The organism is Glycomyces dulcitolivorans, assembly GCF_003265355.1.
In the GTDB taxonomy this organism is placed as follows: domain Bacteria; phylum Actinomycetota; class Actinomycetes; order Mycobacteriales; family Micromonosporaceae; genus Glycomyces; species Glycomyces dulcitolivorans.
This window is the reverse complement of record NZ_QFRW01000074.1, coordinates 1-18,709: the sequence shown is the minus strand read 5'-3', so window position 1 is coordinate 18,709 and position 18,709 is coordinate 1. Positions and strand designations below refer to the sequence as shown.

At 69.5% G+C, this 18,709-nt stretch carries 15 protein-coding genes, 1 tRNA gene and 4 pseudogenes; 9 read left to right on the top strand and 11 right to left on the bottom strand.

All coding sequences use genetic code 11. The features are described 5' to 3' along the window. Positions 1 to 420 (bottom strand): precorrin-2 dehydrogenase/sirohydrochlorin ferrochelatase family protein (locus DI269_RS06330; RefSeq protein WP_332871929.1); only part of this gene is annotated, 420 nt, incomplete at its 3' end. 225 nt (positions 421 to 645) lie between these two features. On the opposite strand from DI269_RS06330, the gene DI269_RS06325 reads away from it, so the two are divergent. Beyond that, the gene (locus DI269_RS06325; protein WP_112134262.1) at positions 646 to 2,823 is read left to right on the top strand and encodes a transglycosylase domain-containing protein; all 2,178 of its coding nucleotides are present in this window, start codon (positions 646 to 648) and stop codon (positions 2,821 to 2,823) included. A 105-nt stretch (positions 2,824 to 2,928) separates the two neighbouring features. On the opposite strand, the pseudogene DI269_RS28995 reads toward DI269_RS06325, so the two are convergent. After that, a pseudogene (locus DI269_RS28995) lies at positions 2,929 to 3,603 on the bottom strand (SURF1 family cytochrome oxidase biogenesis protein); the annotation flags it as partial. Between the two features lie 57 nt (positions 3,604 to 3,660). On the opposite strand from DI269_RS28995, the gene DI269_RS06315 reads away from it, so the two are divergent. Further along, on the top strand, positions 3,661 to 5,001 hold the full coding sequence (locus tag DI269_RS06315) for a dipeptidase (protein ID WP_112134261.1): 1,341 nt from the start codon (positions 3,661 to 3,663) through the stop codon (positions 4,999 to 5,001). An 84-nt stretch (positions 5,002 to 5,085) separates the two neighbouring features. Here DI269_RS06315 and DI269_RS06310 read toward each other — a convergent pair whose 3' ends face one another. After that, positions 5,086 to 6,090: a M48 family metallopeptidase gene (locus tag DI269_RS06310; RefSeq protein WP_232822649.1), complete on the bottom strand. Its 1,005-nt coding sequence runs from the start codon at positions 6,088 to 6,090 to the stop codon at positions 5,086 to 5,088. A gap of 422 nt (positions 6,091 to 6,512) precedes the next feature. Between DI269_RS06310 and DI269_RS06305 the strand changes: the two genes are divergently transcribed. Further along, a tRNA-Arg gene (locus DI269_RS06305) sits at positions 6,513 to 6,586 on the top strand. Positions 6,587 to 6,605: 19 nt separating this feature from the next. On the opposite strand, the gene DI269_RS06300 is transcribed toward DI269_RS06305, so the two are convergent. Continuing rightward, positions 6,606 to 7,082 (bottom strand): MgtC/SapB family protein, encoded by a 477-nt coding sequence (locus DI269_RS06300; RefSeq protein WP_112134260.1) that lies wholly within the window; start codon positions 7,080 to 7,082, stop codon positions 6,606 to 6,608. Between the two features lie 39 nt (positions 7,083 to 7,121). Next, positions 7,122 to 7,997: an N-acetyl-1-D-myo-inositol-2-amino-2-deoxy-alpha-D-glucopyranoside deacetylase gene (gene mshB / locus DI269_RS06295; RefSeq protein ID WP_112134259.1), complete on the bottom strand. Its 876-nt coding sequence runs from the start codon at positions 7,995 to 7,997 to the stop codon at positions 7,122 to 7,124. 159 nt (positions 7,998 to 8,156) lie between these two features. On the opposite strand from mshB, the gene DI269_RS06290 reads away from it, so the two are divergent. The 3 genes and pseudogenes from DI269_RS06290 to DI269_RS06280 form a co-directional block, all read left to right on the top strand. Continuing rightward, positions 8,157 to 8,963 (top strand): hypothetical protein, encoded by an 807-nt coding sequence (locus DI269_RS06290; protein WP_112134258.1) that lies wholly within the window; start codon positions 8,157 to 8,159, stop codon positions 8,961 to 8,963. 12 nt (positions 8,964 to 8,975) lie between these two features. Beyond that, positions 8,976 to 10,868 (top strand): fumarate reductase/succinate dehydrogenase flavoprotein subunit, encoded by a 1,893-nt coding sequence (locus DI269_RS06285; RefSeq protein ID WP_112134257.1) that lies wholly within the window; start codon positions 8,976 to 8,978, stop codon positions 10,866 to 10,868. Then, positions 10,868 to 11,623, top strand: a pseudogene (locus tag DI269_RS06280) (succinate dehydrogenase/fumarate reductase iron-sulfur subunit); the annotation flags it as partial. The gene DI269_RS06285 and the pseudogene DI269_RS06280, both read left to right, overlap by 1 nt. Positions 11,624 to 11,773: 150 nt before the next feature. Here the strand turns inward: DI269_RS06280 and DI269_RS06275 are convergent. From DI269_RS06275 to DI269_RS28580, 3 genes are all read right to left on the bottom strand, one after another. Then, the gene (locus DI269_RS06275) at positions 11,774 to 12,202 is read right to left on the bottom strand and encodes an organic hydroperoxide resistance protein (protein ID WP_112134255.1); all 429 of its coding nucleotides are present in this window, start codon (positions 12,200 to 12,202) and stop codon (positions 11,774 to 11,776) included. 11 nt (positions 12,203 to 12,213) lie between these two features. Next, a complete protein-coding gene (locus tag DI269_RS28585; RefSeq protein ID WP_112134254.1) occupies positions 12,214 to 12,660 on the bottom strand; it encodes a MarR family winged helix-turn-helix transcriptional regulator in 447 nt (148 codons plus the stop codon). 78 nt (positions 12,661 to 12,738) lie between these two features. Then, positions 12,739 to 13,302 carry a TetR/AcrR family transcriptional regulator gene (locus tag DI269_RS28580; RefSeq protein ID WP_112134253.1) on the bottom strand — a complete coding sequence of 188 codons (564 nt, stop codon included), beginning with the start codon at positions 13,300 to 13,302 and terminating at the stop codon, positions 12,739 to 12,741. Between the two features lie 128 nt (positions 13,303 to 13,430). Here DI269_RS28580 and DI269_RS06260 point away from each other — a divergent pair, with 128 nt between their 5' ends. After that, positions 13,431 to 13,853, top strand: coding sequence for a hypothetical protein (locus tag DI269_RS06260; RefSeq protein ID WP_112134252.1), 423 nt, complete (start codon positions 13,431 to 13,433; stop codon positions 13,851 to 13,853). Between the two features lie 110 nt (positions 13,854 to 13,963). Here the strand turns inward: DI269_RS06260 and DI269_RS06255 are convergent, their stop codons facing one another. Further along, the gene (locus tag DI269_RS06255) at positions 13,964 to 15,154 is read right to left on the bottom strand and encodes an RNA-guided endonuclease InsQ/TnpB family protein (RefSeq protein WP_198667204.1); all 1,191 of its coding nucleotides are present in this window, start codon (positions 15,152 to 15,154) and stop codon (positions 13,964 to 13,966) included. Positions 15,155 to 15,368: 214 nt separating this feature from the next. Here DI269_RS06255 and ychF point away from each other — a divergent pair, with 214 nt between their 5' ends. Beyond that, on the top strand, positions 15,369 to 16,442 hold the full coding sequence (gene ychF, locus DI269_RS06250; protein ID WP_112134250.1) for a redox-regulated ATPase YchF: 1,074 nt from the start codon (positions 15,369 to 15,371) through the stop codon (positions 16,440 to 16,442). 173 nt (positions 16,443 to 16,615) lie between these two features. Here the strand turns inward: ychF and DI269_RS06245 are convergent, their stop codons facing one another. Beyond that, the gene (locus DI269_RS06245; RefSeq protein WP_198667203.1) at positions 16,616 to 16,969 is read right to left on the bottom strand and encodes a hypothetical protein; all 354 of its coding nucleotides are present in this window, start codon (positions 16,967 to 16,969) and stop codon (positions 16,616 to 16,618) included. Positions 16,970 to 17,587: 618 nt separating this feature from the next. On the opposite strand from DI269_RS06245, the pseudogene DI269_RS28765 reads away from it, so the two are divergent. Beyond that, positions 17,588 to 18,007: pseudogene (locus tag DI269_RS28765) on the top strand ((deoxy)nucleoside triphosphate pyrophosphohydrolase); the annotation flags it as partial. Here DI269_RS28765 and DI269_RS28990 read toward each other — a convergent pair. After that, positions 18,008 to 18,709, bottom strand: a pseudogene (locus tag DI269_RS28990) (amino acid deaminase); the annotation flags it as partial.

The following is an 18,709-nucleotide window of genomic DNA, read 5'->3' as shown; positions in this document are numbered from 1 at the left end:
GTCGCGGACGGCGGCGGCGCGGCGGGGGTCGCCGGAGGCGGAGACGGCGACGCTGACGCCGTCGAAGGCGGCGCGCGCGAGCGTCCAGGCGCTGGAGGCCTCGGCGTCGTCGCTGCGGACGCACCAGGTGCGGCGGGCTTCGGCCTCGGCGGCGACGGCCGCGTTCACGGCCGGGTCGTTCGTGGCGGCGAGCACGAACCAGGCGTCGTCGCCGTCGCCGGAGCGCCATTCGCGCCGCTCCCACCGGAGCTCGCCGGAGGCGGCCAGGTCGGAGAGCGTGGTGGTGACCTCGGGGGCGACCACGAGAACGCGCGCCCCGGCGTCGATGAGGCGGGGGACGCGCCGCCCGGCGATGGTGCCGCCGCCGACGACGAGCACGGCCCTGCCGTCCAGCCGCAGTCCGACTTCGTAGACCGACACGTGCGCCTCCTCTGAACACTCCGAGTCATGGGAACTCGACAAGAGTAGGCGGGTTTCGTCGCAACCGCCTCAACGGCAGATTGCGAGCCTGTTACGCGAAACTCCCGTGACGCGCTGGCCAGGAGTGATGTGAGTCCGGTTTACGTTCTGGCCCTTAATGAAAGCGATACCGACGCTCGTGAGGATTTTCACCTTGTCGTGATCCGTGTGCCCTAGGCTGGATATATGCGCGATCGACCCCGCCAGCACCGTGTGCCCGGACTGTCCGCACGCGGGAGCGACCGACCCGGACCGCCCGCCGAAGGGGTGTACGCCCTGCTCCGTACCAGCGTCCTCGCGGGGCTCGCGATAGCGGCCCTGCTGTTCCCGCTGGCGGCGATGGCCGGCCTGAGTGCGAAGGCCGGGTTCAACGCGATCGACACGCTCTCGGTCGCGGTGACCGAGACCGACCCGCCGCTGACCTCCTATGTGTACGCCGCGGACGGCGAGACGCTCATCAGCCTGTTCTACGACGAGTTCCGCCGCCACGTCTCGCTCGACGAGGTCGCGCCGGTCATGCAGCAGGCGATGGTCGCGGCCGAGGACTCGCGGTTCTACCAGCACAACGGCGTCGACTACCGCGGCATCGTGCGCGCGTTCGTCGCCAACAACTCCTCGGGCGGCGTCGAGCAGGGCGCCTCGACGATCACCATGCAGTACGTGCGGGGCGCGCTCCAGCTCAACGCCGAGTCGATCGACGAGGTCATCGCCGCGACCGAGCAGACCGCGACCCGCAAGCTCCGCGAGGCCCGCCTGGCGATGGCCGTGGAGGAGCAGCTGTCGAAGGACGAGATCCTGGAGCGCTACCTCAACCAGGCGTACTTCGGGCACAACGCGTACGGGATCTTCGCGGCCGCGCAGGTGTACTTCTCGAAGCACCCGTCGGAGCTGAGCCTCCAGGAGGCGGCGACGCTCGCGGGGCTCGTGCAGGCGCCCTCGGCGTACGACCCGATCGTGTCGGACCAGACCGACGCGCTCGCGCGCCGCAACTGGGTGCTCGACCGGATGGTCGACATCGACTACCTGTCGCGCGGCGACGCCTCCGAGGTGCGGGGCCTGCCGATCGAGCTGAAGGTGTCGGACCCGCCGAACTCGTGCATCGGCGTCGAGGGCACGCCTTCGGAGTACGGGTTCTTCTGCGACTACTTCCGCCGCTGGTGGCGCGAGCAGGACGCGTTCGGGGCGACCCCGGCCGACCGGGAGCGGGAGCTGCGCCAGGGCGGGTACACGATCATCACGACGCTCGACCCGGACCTCCAGGAGCTCGCGAACGACACCGTGAACGACGCGAAGAGCGAGGAGTCGAAGTTCGCGCACGGCGCGGTCCTCATGGAGCCGGGGACGGGGCGAATAAAGGCGCTCGGGCTCAACCGCACGTTCTCGTACGACCAGAGCGACAACGGGCCGCACTCGAACCCGGACTTCGACCGCAAGGGCAACTACCCGAACACGGTGAACCCGGTGCTCGGCGGGGGCGCCGAGGGCGGGTACCAGGCGGGGTCGACGTTCAAGATCTTCACGCTGCTGGCCGCGCTCGACGCGGGCTACCCGCTGAACTACGACATCTACTCGCCCAACCAGGTCCGGACCAGCTTCGTGTCGGCGACGACGGCGTGCGGCGGGAACTGGTGCCCGAAGAACGGCTCGGCGTCGATGGCCGGCAACCGCGACATGTGGTCGGGCTTCGGCATGTCGGTGAACACGTACTTCGCGCAGCTCATCGACCGGGTCGGGGCCGACAAGGCCGTGGAGATGGCCGAGCGGATGGGCCTCCAGTGGCGCAGCGAGGGCGACGCGTACTACGCGTCGGAGGAGCGGCGCTCGGGCTGGGGCCCGTTCGTGCTCGGCGTGTCCGACGTGCAGCCCATCGAGATGACGAACGTGTTCAACACGCTCGCGGCCGAGGGCGAGTACTGCGAGCCGATCCCGGCGCTGCGGATCATCGACCCGCAGGGCCAGGAGCTGGACGCGGCGGCGCCGCGCTGCCACCAGGAGCTCGACAAGGACGTGGCGCGGGCCGCGACCGACGCGGGCCGGTGCGTCACCGAGACCGCGCGCAAGGGCGCGCAGTGCGGGTCCTGGGGCACCTCGCCGGTGGTCGGCAAGCTCGCGGGGCGCCCGGTCGCCGGCAAGTCCGGGACGACCGACAACAACCGGACCTCGTGGTTCCTCGGCTACACGCCGCAGCTGACGATCGGGGCGTTCATGGCCGACCCGGACTACATCTTCAACGAGGTCGGGACGTCGAACACGACGGTGTCGAAGCAGACCGTGGGGACGATCTTCAAGGAGGCCCTGGAGGGGCAGGAGGTCATCGACTTCAAGGCGCCGTCGAGGGAGATCCAGTACGACGGCAAGGATTAAAGAGGACTGGAGAGGATCGGCCGCTTCCGCACCGGAGGCGGCCGGTTCCGCGTCCGGGTCCGCCTCGGGGGCCCGCGCGGCCTCGTCGAGGTCCTTGCGCTCGCGGCGCACCAGCACGACCAGGCCGACGGGGACCATGGCGGCGAACAGCGCCCACTGGACGGCGTACGAGTAGTTCTGCCAGTCCTTGAACGAGGGCGTCTCCAGCTCGGTGAGGCCCTCGGCGGGCTCGATGTCGGCGACCCACGCCGCGCGGAAGTCGTAGTCGAAGTGGGAGCCGAGCATGTCGATGCTCAGGCGCCGCGACTCCAGGTGCCCGTCGACCTCGGTGACGCCGCCGGAGGCCTCCTCGTACTCGTAGACGCGGCCGGTGACGGTGACCTCGCCGGTCGGGGCGGCCGGGTAGTCGGGGACGGAACCGGTGTTCTCGGAGGCGACGAAGCCGCGGTCGACCAGGAGCGCGGTGCCGTCGGCGAGGACCAGCGGGGTGACGATCTCGAAGCCGTTGAGGCCGCCGTTCGTCTGGGCGCGCAGCACGACCTCCTGGTCGGCGTCGTACACGCCGGTGGCCTCGACCAGCGTCCACCGCACGTCGGGGTCGAGGGCCTCGCCCGCGGGGAGCGTCCGGTCGACGGGGACGGTCTCCAGGCTGGTCTCGATGACCTCGTTCGCGGCGGCGCGCTGGACCGCCCGGCCCCACTGCCACTGCGAGAGCAGGGCGCAGACGACCATCACGACCACGCCCGCGAGCGTCAGGAGGACCCAGCGGGGCGTGAACACGAACCGGTATCGCTGCAACACGCCGCTTACTCTAGACCCGGCTTAGAATTGCGCCCCATGAGCGATGTAGTGAATGCGGTGCGCGCCGCCCTCCCGGGGGTCCGCGCCGATCTGGAGGCCCTCGTCAAGATCCCGGCGATCGCCTTCGACGGACTCGACCACGAGCCGGTCCGGCAGGGCGCGAACGCCGTCCAGCGACTCCTCGACGAGGCCGGCGCGGCCGAGACGCGCCAGCTCGCGCACGGCGGCGGGCAGCCGAGCGTGTACGCGCACTTCCCCGCGCCCGCGGGCCAGCCGACGGTGCTGCTGTACGCGCACCAGGACGTGCAGCCGGTCGGCGACCTCGCCAAGTGGGAGCAGGACGACCCGTTCACCGTGGTCGAGAAGGACGGGCGGCTGTACGGCCGCGGCGTCGCCGACGACAAGGCCGGGGTGATGGCGCACGTCGCCGCGCTGCGGGCCTTCGGCGGGAGGCCGCCGGTGGGCGTGAAGCTCCTCATCGAGGGCGAGGAGGAGTTCGGCTCCCCCACCCTCGAAGGGCTCCTCCGCGAGCACCAGGACCTGCTGGCCGCCGACGTCGTGGTCATCGCCGACTCTACGAACTGGAAGACCGAGGTCCCGGCGCTGACGACGACGCTGCGCGGGGTCATCAACGTGTACGTCGAGGTCGCGCTGCTCAAGGTCGCGGTGCACTCGGGCGTGTTCGGCGGCCCGGTCCCGGACGCGCTGACCGCGCTCGCGCGGCTGGTGGCGACCATGCACGACGACGCCGGCGACGTCGCGGTCGAGGGCCTGGTCTCGGGCCCGTCCGCGGCGCTGGACTACGACGAGGCGGCGCTGCGCCACGAGGCAGGGCTGCTGCCGGGCACCGAGTTCATCGGAACCGGGCGCCTCACCGAGCGCCTGTGGACCAAGCCGACGGCGACCGTGCTCGGCATCGACGCGCCGGGCGCGGCGGAGTCGGCGAACGCGCTCCAGCCGACGGCGCGCGCGAAGGTCTCGTTCCGCCTCGCCCCCGGCGACTCGGCCGAGAGCGCCCTCAAGGCGGTGCGCGCGCACTTCGAGGCGAACGCCCCGTGGGGCGCGCAGGTCACCGTCACTCCCGAAGGGGGACTTGGCGACCCGTGCGCGATCGACGCGACCGGGCCGTCGTTCGACGCGGCGCGCGAGGCGTTCGCGGAGGCGTGGGACGGCACCGAGCCGGTCGAGATCGGCATCGGCGGCTCGATCCCGATGATCGCGACGTTCCAGGAGCTGTACCCGGAGGCCGCGATCCTGGTGACGGGCGTCGAGGACCAGTACTCGAACCCGCACGGCCCCAACGAGTCCCTCGACATCAAGATGTTCGAGCGGGTCTGCACGGCCGAGGCGCTCCTGCTGGAGAAGCTCAAGCGCTAGAGGAAATGAGAACGGGCCCGGTCGGCTGTACACATGGCGCGGCTTGCAAGCTGCGCCGCGGCACCGGGCCCGTTTCCGTTGTCGCTACGGCCGGTCGCGGAACTTGCGCAGGAGCTTCGCGAGCGGGTCGCCCGAGTTCTCGAACAGGTCCTTGTAGGACTTCGCGGCGGCCTTGGCCTCGGCGGTGATCGAGGCGTCGCCGTCGCCCTCGCGCCGCGGGTAGGCCCCGGCGAGGTACTCGCGGTACTCGCCCTCGTCGATCCACGTCTTGATCGCGGCGGCGCGGGCGACCGCGAAGTCGTGGCTGCGCGTCTCCAGCAGCAGCAGTTTGAGGAAGCTGTCGCGCAGGTCGCCGCCGGTCTCGAACTCCTTGGCCTGCTCCAGGAACGCCGCGGTGTCGACGTCGCTGAGGTCGCCGCCGCCGGCCATCTTCGCCATGACGCGGATCGCCGCGGCCGGGTCCTGGACGGCCAGCGCGCCGGCGCGGTCGGCCGACAGCTCGGACTTGCGGCTCCACTCGTAGAGCGCGGCGGTGATGACCCGCAGGCCGACGACGCCGACGGGAATCCATGCGACGGAGGTGGTCAGGCGCAGCAGGACCATGAGGAGGGTCCGGTAGAGGCCGTGCCCGGAGAGGGCGTGGCCGAGCTCGTGGGCGAGGAGGAACCGCAGTTCGGTCTCGTCGAGGAGGTCGAGGGACCCGGAGTTGATGACGATCATCGGCTTGTCGATGCCGATGCACATGCCGCCGAGGTCGGGGTTGCGGGTGATGTAGAGGTCGGGGAGGTCGGTCGCGTCGAGGACGGCGGCGACCGACAGGTAGGCGTCGTGGACGCGGGCGTACTGGTGGCGGTCGACCTTGATCGAGGAGCCCAGGTAGCTCAGGCGCAGGGCGCGCTCGGAGATGACGCCCGAGAGCTTGCGCAGGACGATGTCGAAGCCGCGCAGTTCGCGCAGGGCGACGAGGGCGCCGCGGTCGGCGGGGTGCTCCCAGGCCCGGGTCGATATGCCGCGCAGGATGACCGGTTCGCGAGTGGTCTCGCGCACCTCGTTCGGGGCGTCTTCGGCCGGTGGCCGTTCGTCGCTCATGCCCGCTCCTCACAGTCGGCTCTGGCCCAAGTGTGGCACGGCGGCGCCAGCGGCGGCGTTTCGCGAATCCGGGGCGGGCCTTCGGCGGTCCGGTGCCTCACGCTGCGTGCACGTCCGGTACGTGCCTGATTTCACCCCGCCTGTCCATTAGGGCCGCAACCAGTCGGGAGGCATAGCGGGCATTGCCGCCCACTTAGGGCAAGATAACGAATCAGCGTCAACACGCCGCGCGCCGCTTGACACTTGAGCGCTCAAGGACTACTCATTGATGTGGGTCAGCAATTCCGGGGCGTCGTAGAGAATCGTTTGGGGTGTTCTCGCGACGCCCCGTATCCGTGCCCGCATCCCGGCTCCCCGTCCCCCGCGCACCCCGCAGGCCGGGTATTCTTGCGCTGGCGCGGCGCCGTGTGCGTCCCCGCCGTGCCTCCGTAGCTCAGCTGGATAGAGCACCGGACTTCTAATCCGATGGTCGCAGGTTCGAATCCTGCCGGGGGCGCCCAGTCCCCCTTCATTCCTCAATCCCCGCCGTCGCCCGGTTTCTTGGGCTCGTTCGCGCGCACGTGGCGGGCGATCCAGTCCTCGACCGGGGCGAGTCCGGCGACGACGAGCAGGTGCATCGCGGCGACGACGACGGCGATCCAGTAGAGCCCGGCGGCGCAGGCGACGGCGATCGCGGTGACCGACCAGATCGAGGCGGCCGTGGTCATGCCGTAGACGAGGTTGCGGTGGAAGAAGATGACGCCCGCGCCGAGGAAGCCGACGCCGGTGACGACCTGGGCGGCGATGCGCGCGGGGTCGACGCCGGGGGTGCCGGGCTCGATGCCGCCGAAGCCGTAGCGGCCGACGAGGACGAAGAGGGCGGCGCCGACGGCGATGAGCGCGTGGGTGCGCATGCCGGCGGGTTTGCCCTGCCATTCGCGTTCGGCGCCGACGATGATGCCGAGGACCAGTGCGAGGGCGACGGGCCCGAGTTGTGCGAGGAAGTCGTTCATGGTCCGGGGTGGATACCCCGGTCCGGTTGCGGCCAACCGTCAGGCGAGGAGGTCGGACTCCCAGCCGTGGGGTCCCTCGCCGGGGCCGCGCTCGCCTTTGACGAGGCGGTAGTACTCGGCGGCGGCAGCGTCGTCACCGAGCTTGTCGCCGAGGAGGTCGAGCCAGTCGCCGGGGGCGATCTGGGTGGCGTGGGCGGCCATGGCGGCCCGCTTCTGCTCGGCGGCGCGGGGGCCGGCGGTGATGCAGGCGTCGATCTCGTGGTCGGGGGACCCGAAGGGGAGGTCGTCGACGGAGGCGGCGCCTGCGAAGGGGTTGTCGCTGGCGCCGGCGAAGGCCGCGAACTGGGCTTTGATGACGGCGCGGGGGATGGTCGTCCAGTAGATCTTGCGGACGTCGTGGGCCTCGCCGGCGCCGTGGCCGGGGTCGGCGGCGAGGTCGGCGGCGCGCATGGCGACGCGGTGGGCCTGGATGTGGTCGGGGTGGCCGTAGAAGCCGTCGGGGTCGTAGGTGACGAGGACGTCGGGGCGGCGGTCGCGCAGGACCGCGACGAGGTCGGCGGCGGCCTCGTCGACGTCGGCGCCCCAGAACGCGCGCGGGTGGCCGTTCGCGGGCAGGCCCATCATCCCGGAGTCCCTCCAGCGCCCGACGCCGCCGAGGAAGTGGGTGTCGGTGACGCCGAGGGCGGCGACGGCGTTCCGGTACTCCCAGTAGCGGTAGCCGCCGAGCTGGTCGGCCTGGTCGGCGGCGAGCTGCGCGAGGTGGGGGACGCGGATCTCGCCCTCCTCGCCGAGGGTGCAGGTGACGACGGTGACGTGGACGTCGGGGCGGGCGGCGTAGTGGGCGAGGGTGGACCCGGTGGAGACGGTCTCGTCGTCGGGGTGGGCGTGGACGAACAGGATCCCGCGTGCGCTCATGGGCCCAAGCCTAACGGCGGGGCGGTGCCACTCGCGCCCCAGAAGGCACTGTGAGGACTCAGGAGAAACTTTGCAATCTACAGTCCCAGTAAGAGAAAAGCTCGTAATTGTGATGTACCCCATGGACTTACGTCACAGGTTCAGGGATATCCTGCGCTGATGACCACGACCGAAGACAGTGCCGTCTCGTCGCCGCCCCGGGCCGCCGTCAAGGCGAGGAACCTGCGGATCGACAACTGGCGGCGGGGCCCGATCCTGACGGTTCTCGGCATCACCGCCTGGGTCGCCTACGCGACCTTCCGGGTCTTCTACCAAGGCGACTACTGGGTCGCCGACTACCACTACCTGACCCCGTTCTACTCCCCGTGCGTCTCGGTGGCCTGCGTCCCCGAGTCCGCCCACTTCGGACGGTTCCTCCCGGACCACCCGCTCATCCCCTACGCCGCCTTGAGCCTGCCGTTCCTGCTGGCGTTCCGGCTCACCTGCTACTACTACCGCAAGGCCTACTACCGGTCGTTCTGGCTCTCGCCGCCCGCGTGCGCCGTCCCCGACGGGCACGCCAAGTACACCGGCGAGACCCGCTTCCCGCTCATCATGCAGAACTTCCACCGGTACTTCTTCTACGCCGCCGCGATCATCTCGGTCATCAACACCTGGGACGCCGTGCTCGCCATGCACTCCCCCGACGGCTTCGGCCTCGGCCTCGGCAACCTCGTCCTGTGGGCCAACGTGGTCCTCCTGTGGTGCTACACGCTCGGATGCCACTCGTGCCGCCACGTCATGGGCGGGCGCCTCAAGCACTTCTCGAAACACCCGGTCCGGTACCGGTTCTGGACGGTCTCCAGCGCGCTCAACGCCCGCCACATGATGTGGGCCTGGATCACGCTGGCGTCCCTGGCGCTCACCGACTTCTACGTCATGGCCGTCGCCGCCGGCTGGATCACCGACCTCCGGTTCATCGGGTAAAGGGAAAAGAGCATGAGCGACAACCACACTGAGGTCGAGCACCTCGCCTGCGACGTCCTCGTCATCGGCGCCGGCGGCGCCGGGCTCCGCGCCGCGGTCGAGGCGCGCCTCGCCGGCAAGACCGTCATCGTCATCTCCAAGTCCCTGTTCGGCAAGGCGCACACCGTCATGGCCGAAGGCGGCGCCGCCGCCGCCATGGGCAACGTCAACGCCAACGACAACTGGCAGGTCCACTTCCGCGACACCATGCGCGGCGGCAAGTTCCTCAACAACTACCGGATGGCCGAACTCCACGCCCAGGAGGCGCCCGACCGGATCTGGGAGCTGGAGACCTACGGCGCCCTGTTCGACCGCACCGCCGACGGCAAGATCAGCCAGCGCAACTTCGGCGGCCACGAGTACCCGCGCCTCGCCCACGTCGGCGACCGCACCGGCCTCGAACTCATCCGCACCCTCCAGCAGAAGCTCGTCTCCCTCCAGCAGGACGACGAAGAAGCCGGCGAACCCGCCGAGAAGCTCCAGGTCATCGACGAAACCACGATCACCGAGCTGTTCGTCGAGAACGGGGCCGTCAAGGGCGCCTTCGGGTACCGGCGCGGCACGGGCCGCTTCATGGCCATCGCCGCGCCCGCGATCGTCCTCGCCACCGGCGGCATCGGCCGCTCCTTCAAGGTCACCTCGAACTCGTGGGAGTACACCGGCGACGGCCACGCGCTCGCGCTCCGCGCCGGCGCCAGCCTCATCAACATGGAGTTCATCCAGTTCCACCCCACCGGGATGGTCTGGCCGCCATCGGTGCGCGGCATCCTCGTCACCGAGTCCGTCCGCGGCGACGGCGGCGTCCTCAAGAACTCCGACGGCGAACGCTTCATGTTCAACTACATCCCCGAGGTGTTCAAGGCGCAGTACGCCGACAACCCCGACGAGGCCGACCGCTGGTACACCGACCCCGACACCAACCGCCGGCCCCCCGAGCTGCTCCCCCGCGACGAGGTCGCGCGGGCCATCAACTCGGAGGTCAAGGCGGGCAGGGGCACCGAGCACGGCGGCGTCTACCTCGACATCGCCTCGCGCCGCAGCGCCGAGTACATCACCGAGCGCCTCCCCTCGATGTACCACCAGTTCAAGGAGCTCGCCGACGTCGACATCACCGCCGAACCCATGGAGGTGGGCCCGACCTGCCACTACATCATGGGCGGCATCGAAGTCGACGCCGAGACCGCCGCGTCCTCGGTCACCGGCCTGTACGCGGCCGGCGAGGTCTCCGGCGGCATGCACGGCTCCAACCGCCTCGGCGGGAACTCCCTCTCCGACCTCCTCGTCTTCGGCAAGCGGGCCGGCGAGTTCGCCGCCGAGCACGCCACCGCGACCGAACCACCGAAGCTCAGCGACGACGAGATCGCCGCCGCCCAAGCGGACGCCCTGCGGCCCTTCGCGAACGACGGCGAGAACCCGTACGAGCTCCAGGCCGCGCTCCAGGCGATCAACGGCCGCCTCGTCGGGATCATCCGCAAGGCCGGGGAGCTCGAAGAGGCCCTCACCGAACTGGAGGCCCTGCGCCCGCGCATCGAGAACGTGACCGCCGTCGGCGGACGCGCCTACAACCCCGGCTGGCACCTCGCCCTCGACCTGCGGAACATGTACGTCTGCTCGGTCGCGACCGCGAAGGCCGCCCTGGAGCGCGACGAGTCGCGCGGCGGGCACACCCGCGAGGACGCCCCGGGCATGGACCCCGAGTGGCGCCGCATCAACCTGGTGGCCACGTTGGACGGCGGGGAGCTGGCGCTGGCGCGCCAGGACGTGCCGTCGATGACGCCGGAGCTGCTGGGGCTCTTCGACACCAGTGAGCTGGCCAAGTACATGACCCCCGAGGAATACCGGTCGACGGAAGCGGAGGACGCCTGATGAGCACGAGGACGTTCCGGGTGTGGCGCGGCGACGCGGAGGGCGGCGACTTCGCCGAGTTCGACGTCGCCGTCAACGAGGGCGAGGTCGTCCTCGACGTCGTCCACCGCATCCAGGCCGAGCAGGCCCCGGACCTGGCGGTGCGCTGGAATTGCAAGGCGGGCAAGTGCGGTTCGTGCTCGGCGGAGGTGAACGGGATGCCGCGGCTGATGTGCATGACCCGCATGAACCTGTTCGCGGAGGGCGAGCCGGTGACGATCACGCCGCTGCGGACGTTCCCGGTGGTGCGCGACCTGGTCACCGACGTCTCGTTCAACTACGAGAAGGCCCGGCAGATGCCGGCGTTCGCGCCCCCGGCGGACCTGAAGCCGGGCGAGTACCGGATGCAGCAGGTCGACGTGGAGCGCAGCCAGGAGTTCCGCAAGTGCATCGAGTGCTTCCTGTGCCAGAACACCTGCCACGTGGTGCGCGACCACGAGGAGAACAAGCCGCCGTTCTCGGGCCCGCGCCTGTTCATCCGCGCGGCCGAGCTCGACATGCACCCGCTCGACGCCCGCGACGACCGGCGCGAGGCGGCGCAGGACGAGCAGGGCCTGGGGTACTGCAACATCACCAAGTGCTGCACGGAGGTGTGCCCCGAGCACATCAAGATCACCGACAACGCGATCATCCCGATGAAGGAGCGCGTCGCCGGCGACCGCTACGACCCCCTGGTGTGGCTGGGCCGCAAGATCTTCCGCAAGGACAAGAAGCCCGCTTAGCCGGATTGTCGGACCCCTGCGGCAGGGTTGTTGTCAGGGGTGCTGCGAATGTCCGTTTTGCACAGAACCGCCGAGACACGCCCCGTTCACGTTCGAGGGCCCGGCACCGCTTCCGCGGTGCCGGGCCCTCGTCACATGCGATGCCTAGTCGTCGGCGGCCTGGACGAGGTCGATCTCGACGGAGATGTTGCCGCGGGTGGCGTTGGAGTACGGGCACACCATGTGGGCCTTCTCCACCAGGCCCTCGGCCACGTCGCGGATCGCGCCCGGGGTCGAGACTTCGAGGATGGCGTTGAGGCCGAAGCCCTCGCCCTCCTTGCCGATCCCGACGCTCGCCTCGACGCTGGAGGCGCCGAGGTCGACCTTGGCCTGGCGGGCGATCATCTGGAGCGCGCTGTGGAAGCAGGCGGCGTACCCGGCGGCGAAGAGCTGCTCGGGGTTGGCCTTGCCTCCGGGGCCGCCGAGCTCCTTCTGGATGGCGAGGTCGAGGTCGATGATGCCGTCGTCGGTGGCGACGCGGCCGTTGCGGCCCTCGCCGGAGGACACGGCGTGCGCGACGTAGAGCGGTTCCATGTGGTTTCCCCTTACTCGGTGGTGGATTGGCGGTCGTGGATGGCCGCGGTGAACTCGTTGAGCTTGTCGCGCAAGGCGATCAGCTCCCCGTACGACATGCCGGAGGCCTCGCCGACGACCTGCGTGATCTCGCAGCCGCGGCTTTCGAGGGCGGCGCCGGCCTCGGTGAGGTGGACGGTGACGCGGCGCTCGTCGTCGGATTCGCGGCGGCGTTCGACGAACCCGCCGGCCTCCAGGCGCTTGAGCAGCGGCGAGACGGTGCCGGAGTCGAGCTGGAGCTCGTCGCCGAGCTCGGTGACGGTGAGGCCGTCGCTCTCCCACAGCGCCATGAGGACCAGGAACTGCGGGTAGGTGAGCCCGAGCCGGTCGAGCATGGGCCGGTAGAGCCCGATCACCGCGCGGGAGGCGGTGTACAGGGCGAAGCAGGCCTGCTCGCGGAGCCTCGGTGTCGCGTCCATGACCAGAACCATAGCGCACAACTAAGTTGTGCACAACTTAATGAGCCGGGGGCCACAGCCGGACGGGACGCGGGCGGGCTAGTCCTCGCCGATGCGCAGGTAGCGGCCGACGGCCGCGAACGCCGCCTCCGGGTCGTCGACGACCGACTGCGGGAAGTTGCCCGCGATGAGGAGCCCGGCGAAGCCGTGGACGAAGGACCAGGCGGCCAGCGCGGCGGGGTTGTAGTCGGCCTCGGGCTCGACGGCCCCGGCGCCGCGGTGGAGCGCGGCGCGGGAGCGGGCCTCGGCGCGGTGGAGGTCGGGGTCGTCCTCGTGGATGAGCTCGGGTCGGAACATGATCTCGAAGTGGGCCCTGTTGTCGATGGCGAAGCGGACGTAGGCGGCGCCGACGGCCTTGAAGTCGCCGGTGGCGTCCCAGGCGGCGTCGAGGGCGTCGGCGAAGCGGTCGAAGCCCTCGGCGGCGACGGCGGTGAGGAGGCCGGCCTTGTCGCCGAAGTGGTGGGCCGGGGCGGCGTGGGAGACGCCGGCGCGCTTGGCGACGGCGCGCAGGCTCAGGGCGCTCGGGCCGGTCTCGCCGACGGCCTCGACGGCGGCGTCGATGAGGGCGCGGCGGAGGTCGCCGTGGTGGTAGCGGTCGGTCACGGGGACCACTCTAGCGCGGATCTTGACAGTGTCAAACGACACGGGCCGTCACCCGAGGAAAAACTTGACACTGTCAAGACAGCTGCGTATCTTCAAGATCAGAACCGCCTTGAGATTGGAAGCCCTCAATGTTCGAATCCGCCTTCGCCCTGAGCGACGCCTCGCGCCTGCTGGCCGGGATCGTCCTGCTCACCGTCGTCACCATCGAGTTCGGCGGCACCTTCCTGGTCCGGATCGCCAGCGGCAAGGTGCCCTTCACCGAGTTCCAGAAGTCCTTCTCCCGCGCCGGGCACGCCCACGCCGGCGTCCTGGTCATCTTCAGCCTCGTCGGGCTGGTCCTGGCCGACGCGACGGGCCTGGACGGGTTCTGGGGCTGGGTCGCCCGGGCCGGGATCCCGCTCGCCGCGATCCTCATGTCGGGCGGGTTCTTCGCCTCGATGGCGGGCAAGGGCCGCACCGAACCGAACAAGGCGATCGTCGTCCTCTACGCGGGCGCGGCGAGCCTCGCGGCGGGGACCCTGACGCTGGGGATCGGCCTCCTCGTCGCTTAGAAAATCCTGGGCGTCTGGTCCCCACACCGGCCCGGCGACCAGCTCCCCCAGCTCTTCTAGAATCGACTCTCTTGAATCCCCTCCGCTCAGTTCAAGCGAAGGTTCCCGACTCAAGCAGCCTGATCGACCGGCGATCGATCAGGTCTTGTGCTCTCAACACCGGTCGGGTTGAAACCAGCCCGAACGAGCATGACCATCGCCGAGTTCTTGTCCCTCGGTCCGCGATGCCCGCAGCTTCCGCAACTGTAAGTCCGCTCTGACAACGGCAGTGCGGTCTTGGTTCTCGCTCCGCACTGCGCGCAATCGGTCGTCGTGTGCGCGGGGTTGACCAACTGGAGGTCTCTACCGTGTTTGCGAGCCATAGCGATGAGCTCTCGCTTCGTTGCCGCGATTGCCGCATCCGAAGCTTTGCGCGCCATAGTCGACTTGAACATGAATTTCGGCCGGAAGTCTTCGACTGCGATCTGGTCGAACTCCCGGACCAGCCGCTTCGCCCATTTTCTCGCAGTCTCCTGGCGCTGGCGAGCCGCCTTCTTGTACGCCTTTGCCATAAGATGCCGAGCCGCTAGATATCCCTTTGAACACCCGTCGCCTGAGTCCGGCCTTCGGCGCGCCATGGAGCGCCGCCGACGCGCAACTTCCGCTTCAATCCGCTTCCCATGGGCGGGGTGGGAGAGATCATGGCCGTCTGCACTCGCAGTAGCCAGCACCTTGACTCCCCAGTCGATTCCCACCGCCCTGCCGGTCGCTGGCAACGGTTCCGCAGATCCGGGGATCACGAATGACGCATACCAGTGGCCGAGGCTGTCCTGATAGATACGCACGCTCGAAGGTTCTTGTGGCAGGGGCCGCGACCAGACCACCGTGAGTGCGATGCCGCCCGCAAGCAGAAGCCGATCATCTTTGAGACGAAAGCCTCGACGGGTGTAGTTGAGAGACGGACGAACCCGACTCTTGCACTTGAATCGGGGAAGTCCATGACGACGGCCGATCGGAACCCGGTTCTTGATGTCCTTGAGAGCCGCGGCCCGTGCGATGCCGAAGCTGCGAACGGCTTGCTGCTGGGCGACCGAAGAACCATCTCGCAGCCATTCATGCGCTGCACGCCAACCGGTGAGTTTGCGATCCAACCGCGCGGGCCCGCACTCCTCCCCGGCCTGATATGCGGCGAGAGCCGTGGCGACGCACTCGTTCCATACCCAACGACAACGGTCCCATTCAGCCGTCAACACCTCCAGGGCGCTGCCGGACAGGCGGAGCCGGTAACGAAATCGTGCCTTTCGGGTTTCAAGCTTGCCCATCCCTACCTCCCACGCCATGCCGGTCCCTGCCAGCCCTCCTTTCTCGAACTAACGATCGAATCAGTCCCGCGTTGCGGCGCCTATTCGAAATAGTCTGTGACAACGGTCACCGACTTCAAAGAAACCCTCGGGTCCGCACCGGCTGACTGTGGTTCGGCTGCGCCCGCAGGACTCCCCGTATCACTGACGTCCCTGACCTCGTTAAATTGAACGGGTGAAACTCAGCATCGGTATCGTCGGCCTGCCCAACGTCGGCAAGAGCACGCTGTTCAACGCGCTGACCCGCTCGGACATCCTCGCGGCGAACTACCCGTTCGCGACGATCGAGCCGAACGTCGGCGTCGTCGCCGTCCCGGACGACCGGCTGCCGAAGCTGGCCGAGATCTACGACTCCGAGAAGATCCTGCCCGCGACGGTCACGTTCGTCGACATCGCGGGGCTGGTCAAGGGCGCTTCGGAGGGCGCGGGCAAGGGCAATCAGTTCCTGTCGAACATCCGCGAGACCTCGGCGATCGCGCAGGTCGTGCGGGTCTTCGAGGACGGCAACGTCACCCACGTCGACGGCAAGGTCTCCCCGGTCGACGACATCGAGACGATCAACACCGAGCTGATCCTCGCCGACCTCCAGACGGTCGAGAACGCCCTCAAGCGCCTGGAGCGCGAGGCGCGCATGAACAAGGACGCGCGGGCCAAGCTGGAGGCCGTCCAGACCGCGCAGGAGGTCCTCAACGGCGGGAAGACGGTCTTCGCGGCCGGGCTCGACACCGAGCTGCTGTACGACCTGCACCTGCTGACGGCCAAGCCGTTCATCTACGTGTTCAACGTCGACGAGGACCAGGTCTCGGACGAGGCCCTCGCGGCGAAGCTGCGGGCGCTGGTGGCCCCGGCGCAGGCGGTGGTGCTCGACGCGAAGTTCGAGTCCGAGCTCATCGACCTCGACGAGGCGGAGGCGCGCGAGCTGCTGGAGTCGACGGGGCAGACCGAGCCGGGCCTCGACCGGCTCGCGAGCGTCGGGTTCGAGACGCTGGGGCTCCAGACGTACCTGACGGCGGGCCCGAAGGAGACGCGCGCCTGGACGATCAAGCAGGGCGCGACCGCTCCCGAGGCGGCCGGGGAGATCCACACCGACTTCCAGCGCGGCTTCATCAAGGCCGAGATCGTGTCGTTCGGCGACCTGGTCGAGGCCGGCACGATGCAGGCGGCCAAGGCCGCGGGCAAGGTGCGCATGGAGGGCAAGGACTACGTCATGGCCGACGGCGACGTGGTGGAGTTCCGCTTCAACGTCTGACTCGCGGCATCCGCTGCCGCGCAAGCGAAAAGGCCCGCACCGGGTGCGGGCCTTCCGCGTGTTCGGCGGATCGCCGGGAGGTGGGGTTCCCGGCGGTCCGCCTTGCTTTGCGCCGCCTGTCCGGTGCCACTGCTGTGGCACTGTCCATCACGGGGCCGTTGCCGGCTCGGGGGCTATTCGCCGCGCCTGAGCCAGCGGAAGCGGCCTTTGGAGAGGTGGGTCTCCTCGGTCGCGAGGTCCCCCGCGATGGTGATGTAGGCGGTCTCGACGCGTCCGGCGAAGGTCACGTCGGTGAGGCTGAATCCGCCTTCGCGCGCGAGCACGATGAGCGTGGCCTCGTCGGTCCGCCGCACGTCGGGGCGGACGCCGAGCGTGTCCGAGAAGATCTTGATCTGCTCCGCGAGCTCGGCGTGCTGGGAGTCGTCGAGCGGCAGCGACCGCGAGAGGCGGCCGTCGTCCGCTACCCAACCGTTGAGTTCCCTCAATGCGTCCAGCAGCACGTTGTCGTCTTGCTCCGTTCTCCCCATGGCACCGTCGCCATCCATGTCGCCGTTCCGAAGTGCCGCATCCAGCAGAGCTGCGCCCTGCCGAGGCAGGGCTGCGACCGATCAGTAAGGTTGGTCTGACAGCGACCCGGCAGTCACGAGGGGCGTTCGTGTCTGAATTGTCGCCGGATCTTTATCATTTCTGAACCGAGTCTTCCCCGTCGTTCAGCTTCTGTCCAGGGCGGCAAATGGGATTAACCGGGAATACGTGACTTCCCAGGACGGTTCTTGCCTGGTTTTGTGCCGATGGACACGATTCCTGACCACCCGGGCCATGCAACATCATCCGAACGTATGAACAACAGGATGCTCACTAGTGCTCACGCATCGTTATCGATCGCGCGAAAGATAACGAAACGCCTTCAACACGGCAACAGGCGCACCAGCCGCTTCAGCTCCCCTTCAGGTACCCCGCGCTAGCTTCGAAACGGGGGGCCCTTTCCCAGACGCCGCTCACCCCGGCGGCATGCCCGGGGCCGGCCGCTCGCCATGCCGCCGAGACCTGGCAGCACCACCGCGGTTCCAGTGGGCCCGCGGGCACCGAGAAGACTCCGGCACCGCCTTGCCCCGATCCGCGTGCCGGGCCCTAGACTCCGGCCGGTGAGCGAAGCACGCAGCGAAGAGCGCCCTGCCGAACCCCGTGTCGTCGTCGCCGCCGCGATCCGCTCCGGCCGCGCGGTCCTGGCCGCCGCCCGCGCCTACCCGCCCGAGCTGGCCGGCCTGTGGGAGTTCCCCGGCGGCAAGCTCGAACCGGGCGAGACCGAGCCCGAGGCGCTGCGGCGCGAGTGCCGCGAGGAGCTCGGCGTCGAGATCGCGGTCGGCGAGCGAGTCATCGGCGACCTCGCCACCGGCGGCGGCCGGTTCCTCCTGCGGGTCTACTACGCCGACCTCGAAAGCGGCGAGCCGCACGCGAAGGAGCACGCCGAGCTGCGCTGGCTCCTGCCCGAGGAGATCGACTCGGTCCCGTGGCTGCCGGGCAACCGCCCCGCGGTCGAGGCGATCCGGGAAGCGCTGGGGGCGTTAGAAGAAGGTCCGGACCGCGTCGACCACGCGGCCGGTCTCCTCGTCGACGACCGGGAGCAGCCGCCACTTGTCGAAGCTCGTGCACGGGTGCGAGAGGCCGAGCCGCACGACGTCGCCGACCTCTAGGCCCTCGGGTGCCCCGGTGAGGAAGAGGTGCTGGTCGGAGATCTGCGGGCACTGGGCACCCCCGAGATCCAAAGGCTTTTCCCGCCCGGCGCCATCATTGCAACCCAATGGAATCGGCAGGTCCTGGTCGTAGGGGAAGTCGCGTCGGCCGCCGTCGAGGATCGCCAGTCCGGGCTCGGGCCGTGAGAGGACCTGCGAGCGTCCTTCGAGGGCGGGGCGCAGTTTCGGCCCGTCGCCGCCGCGCGCGGTCGGGGTCATGCGGGCGTAGAAGCCGTGGTCGTGGACGAGGTAGGAGCCGGAGCGCAGGAGCACCTCGGCCCGGCCCGCGAGCGGGCCGAGGACGGCGGCGACGCGGTCGAAGTAGGCGCTGCCGCCGGCGCTGACGACGGGGCGGTCGGTCTCGAAGTCCAAGGCCGCGAACAGGGTCGCGAGGTCGCCGAGGTAGTCGTCGACGGCCGCGACAGCGGCCGCGTCGGTCCCGGATGTCACCGAGCCCTCGTATCCGGCCACGCCCGCGAGCCGCAGGTTCGGCGCGGCGGCGACGCGCGCGGCGACCGCGAGCGCGGCCTCGAT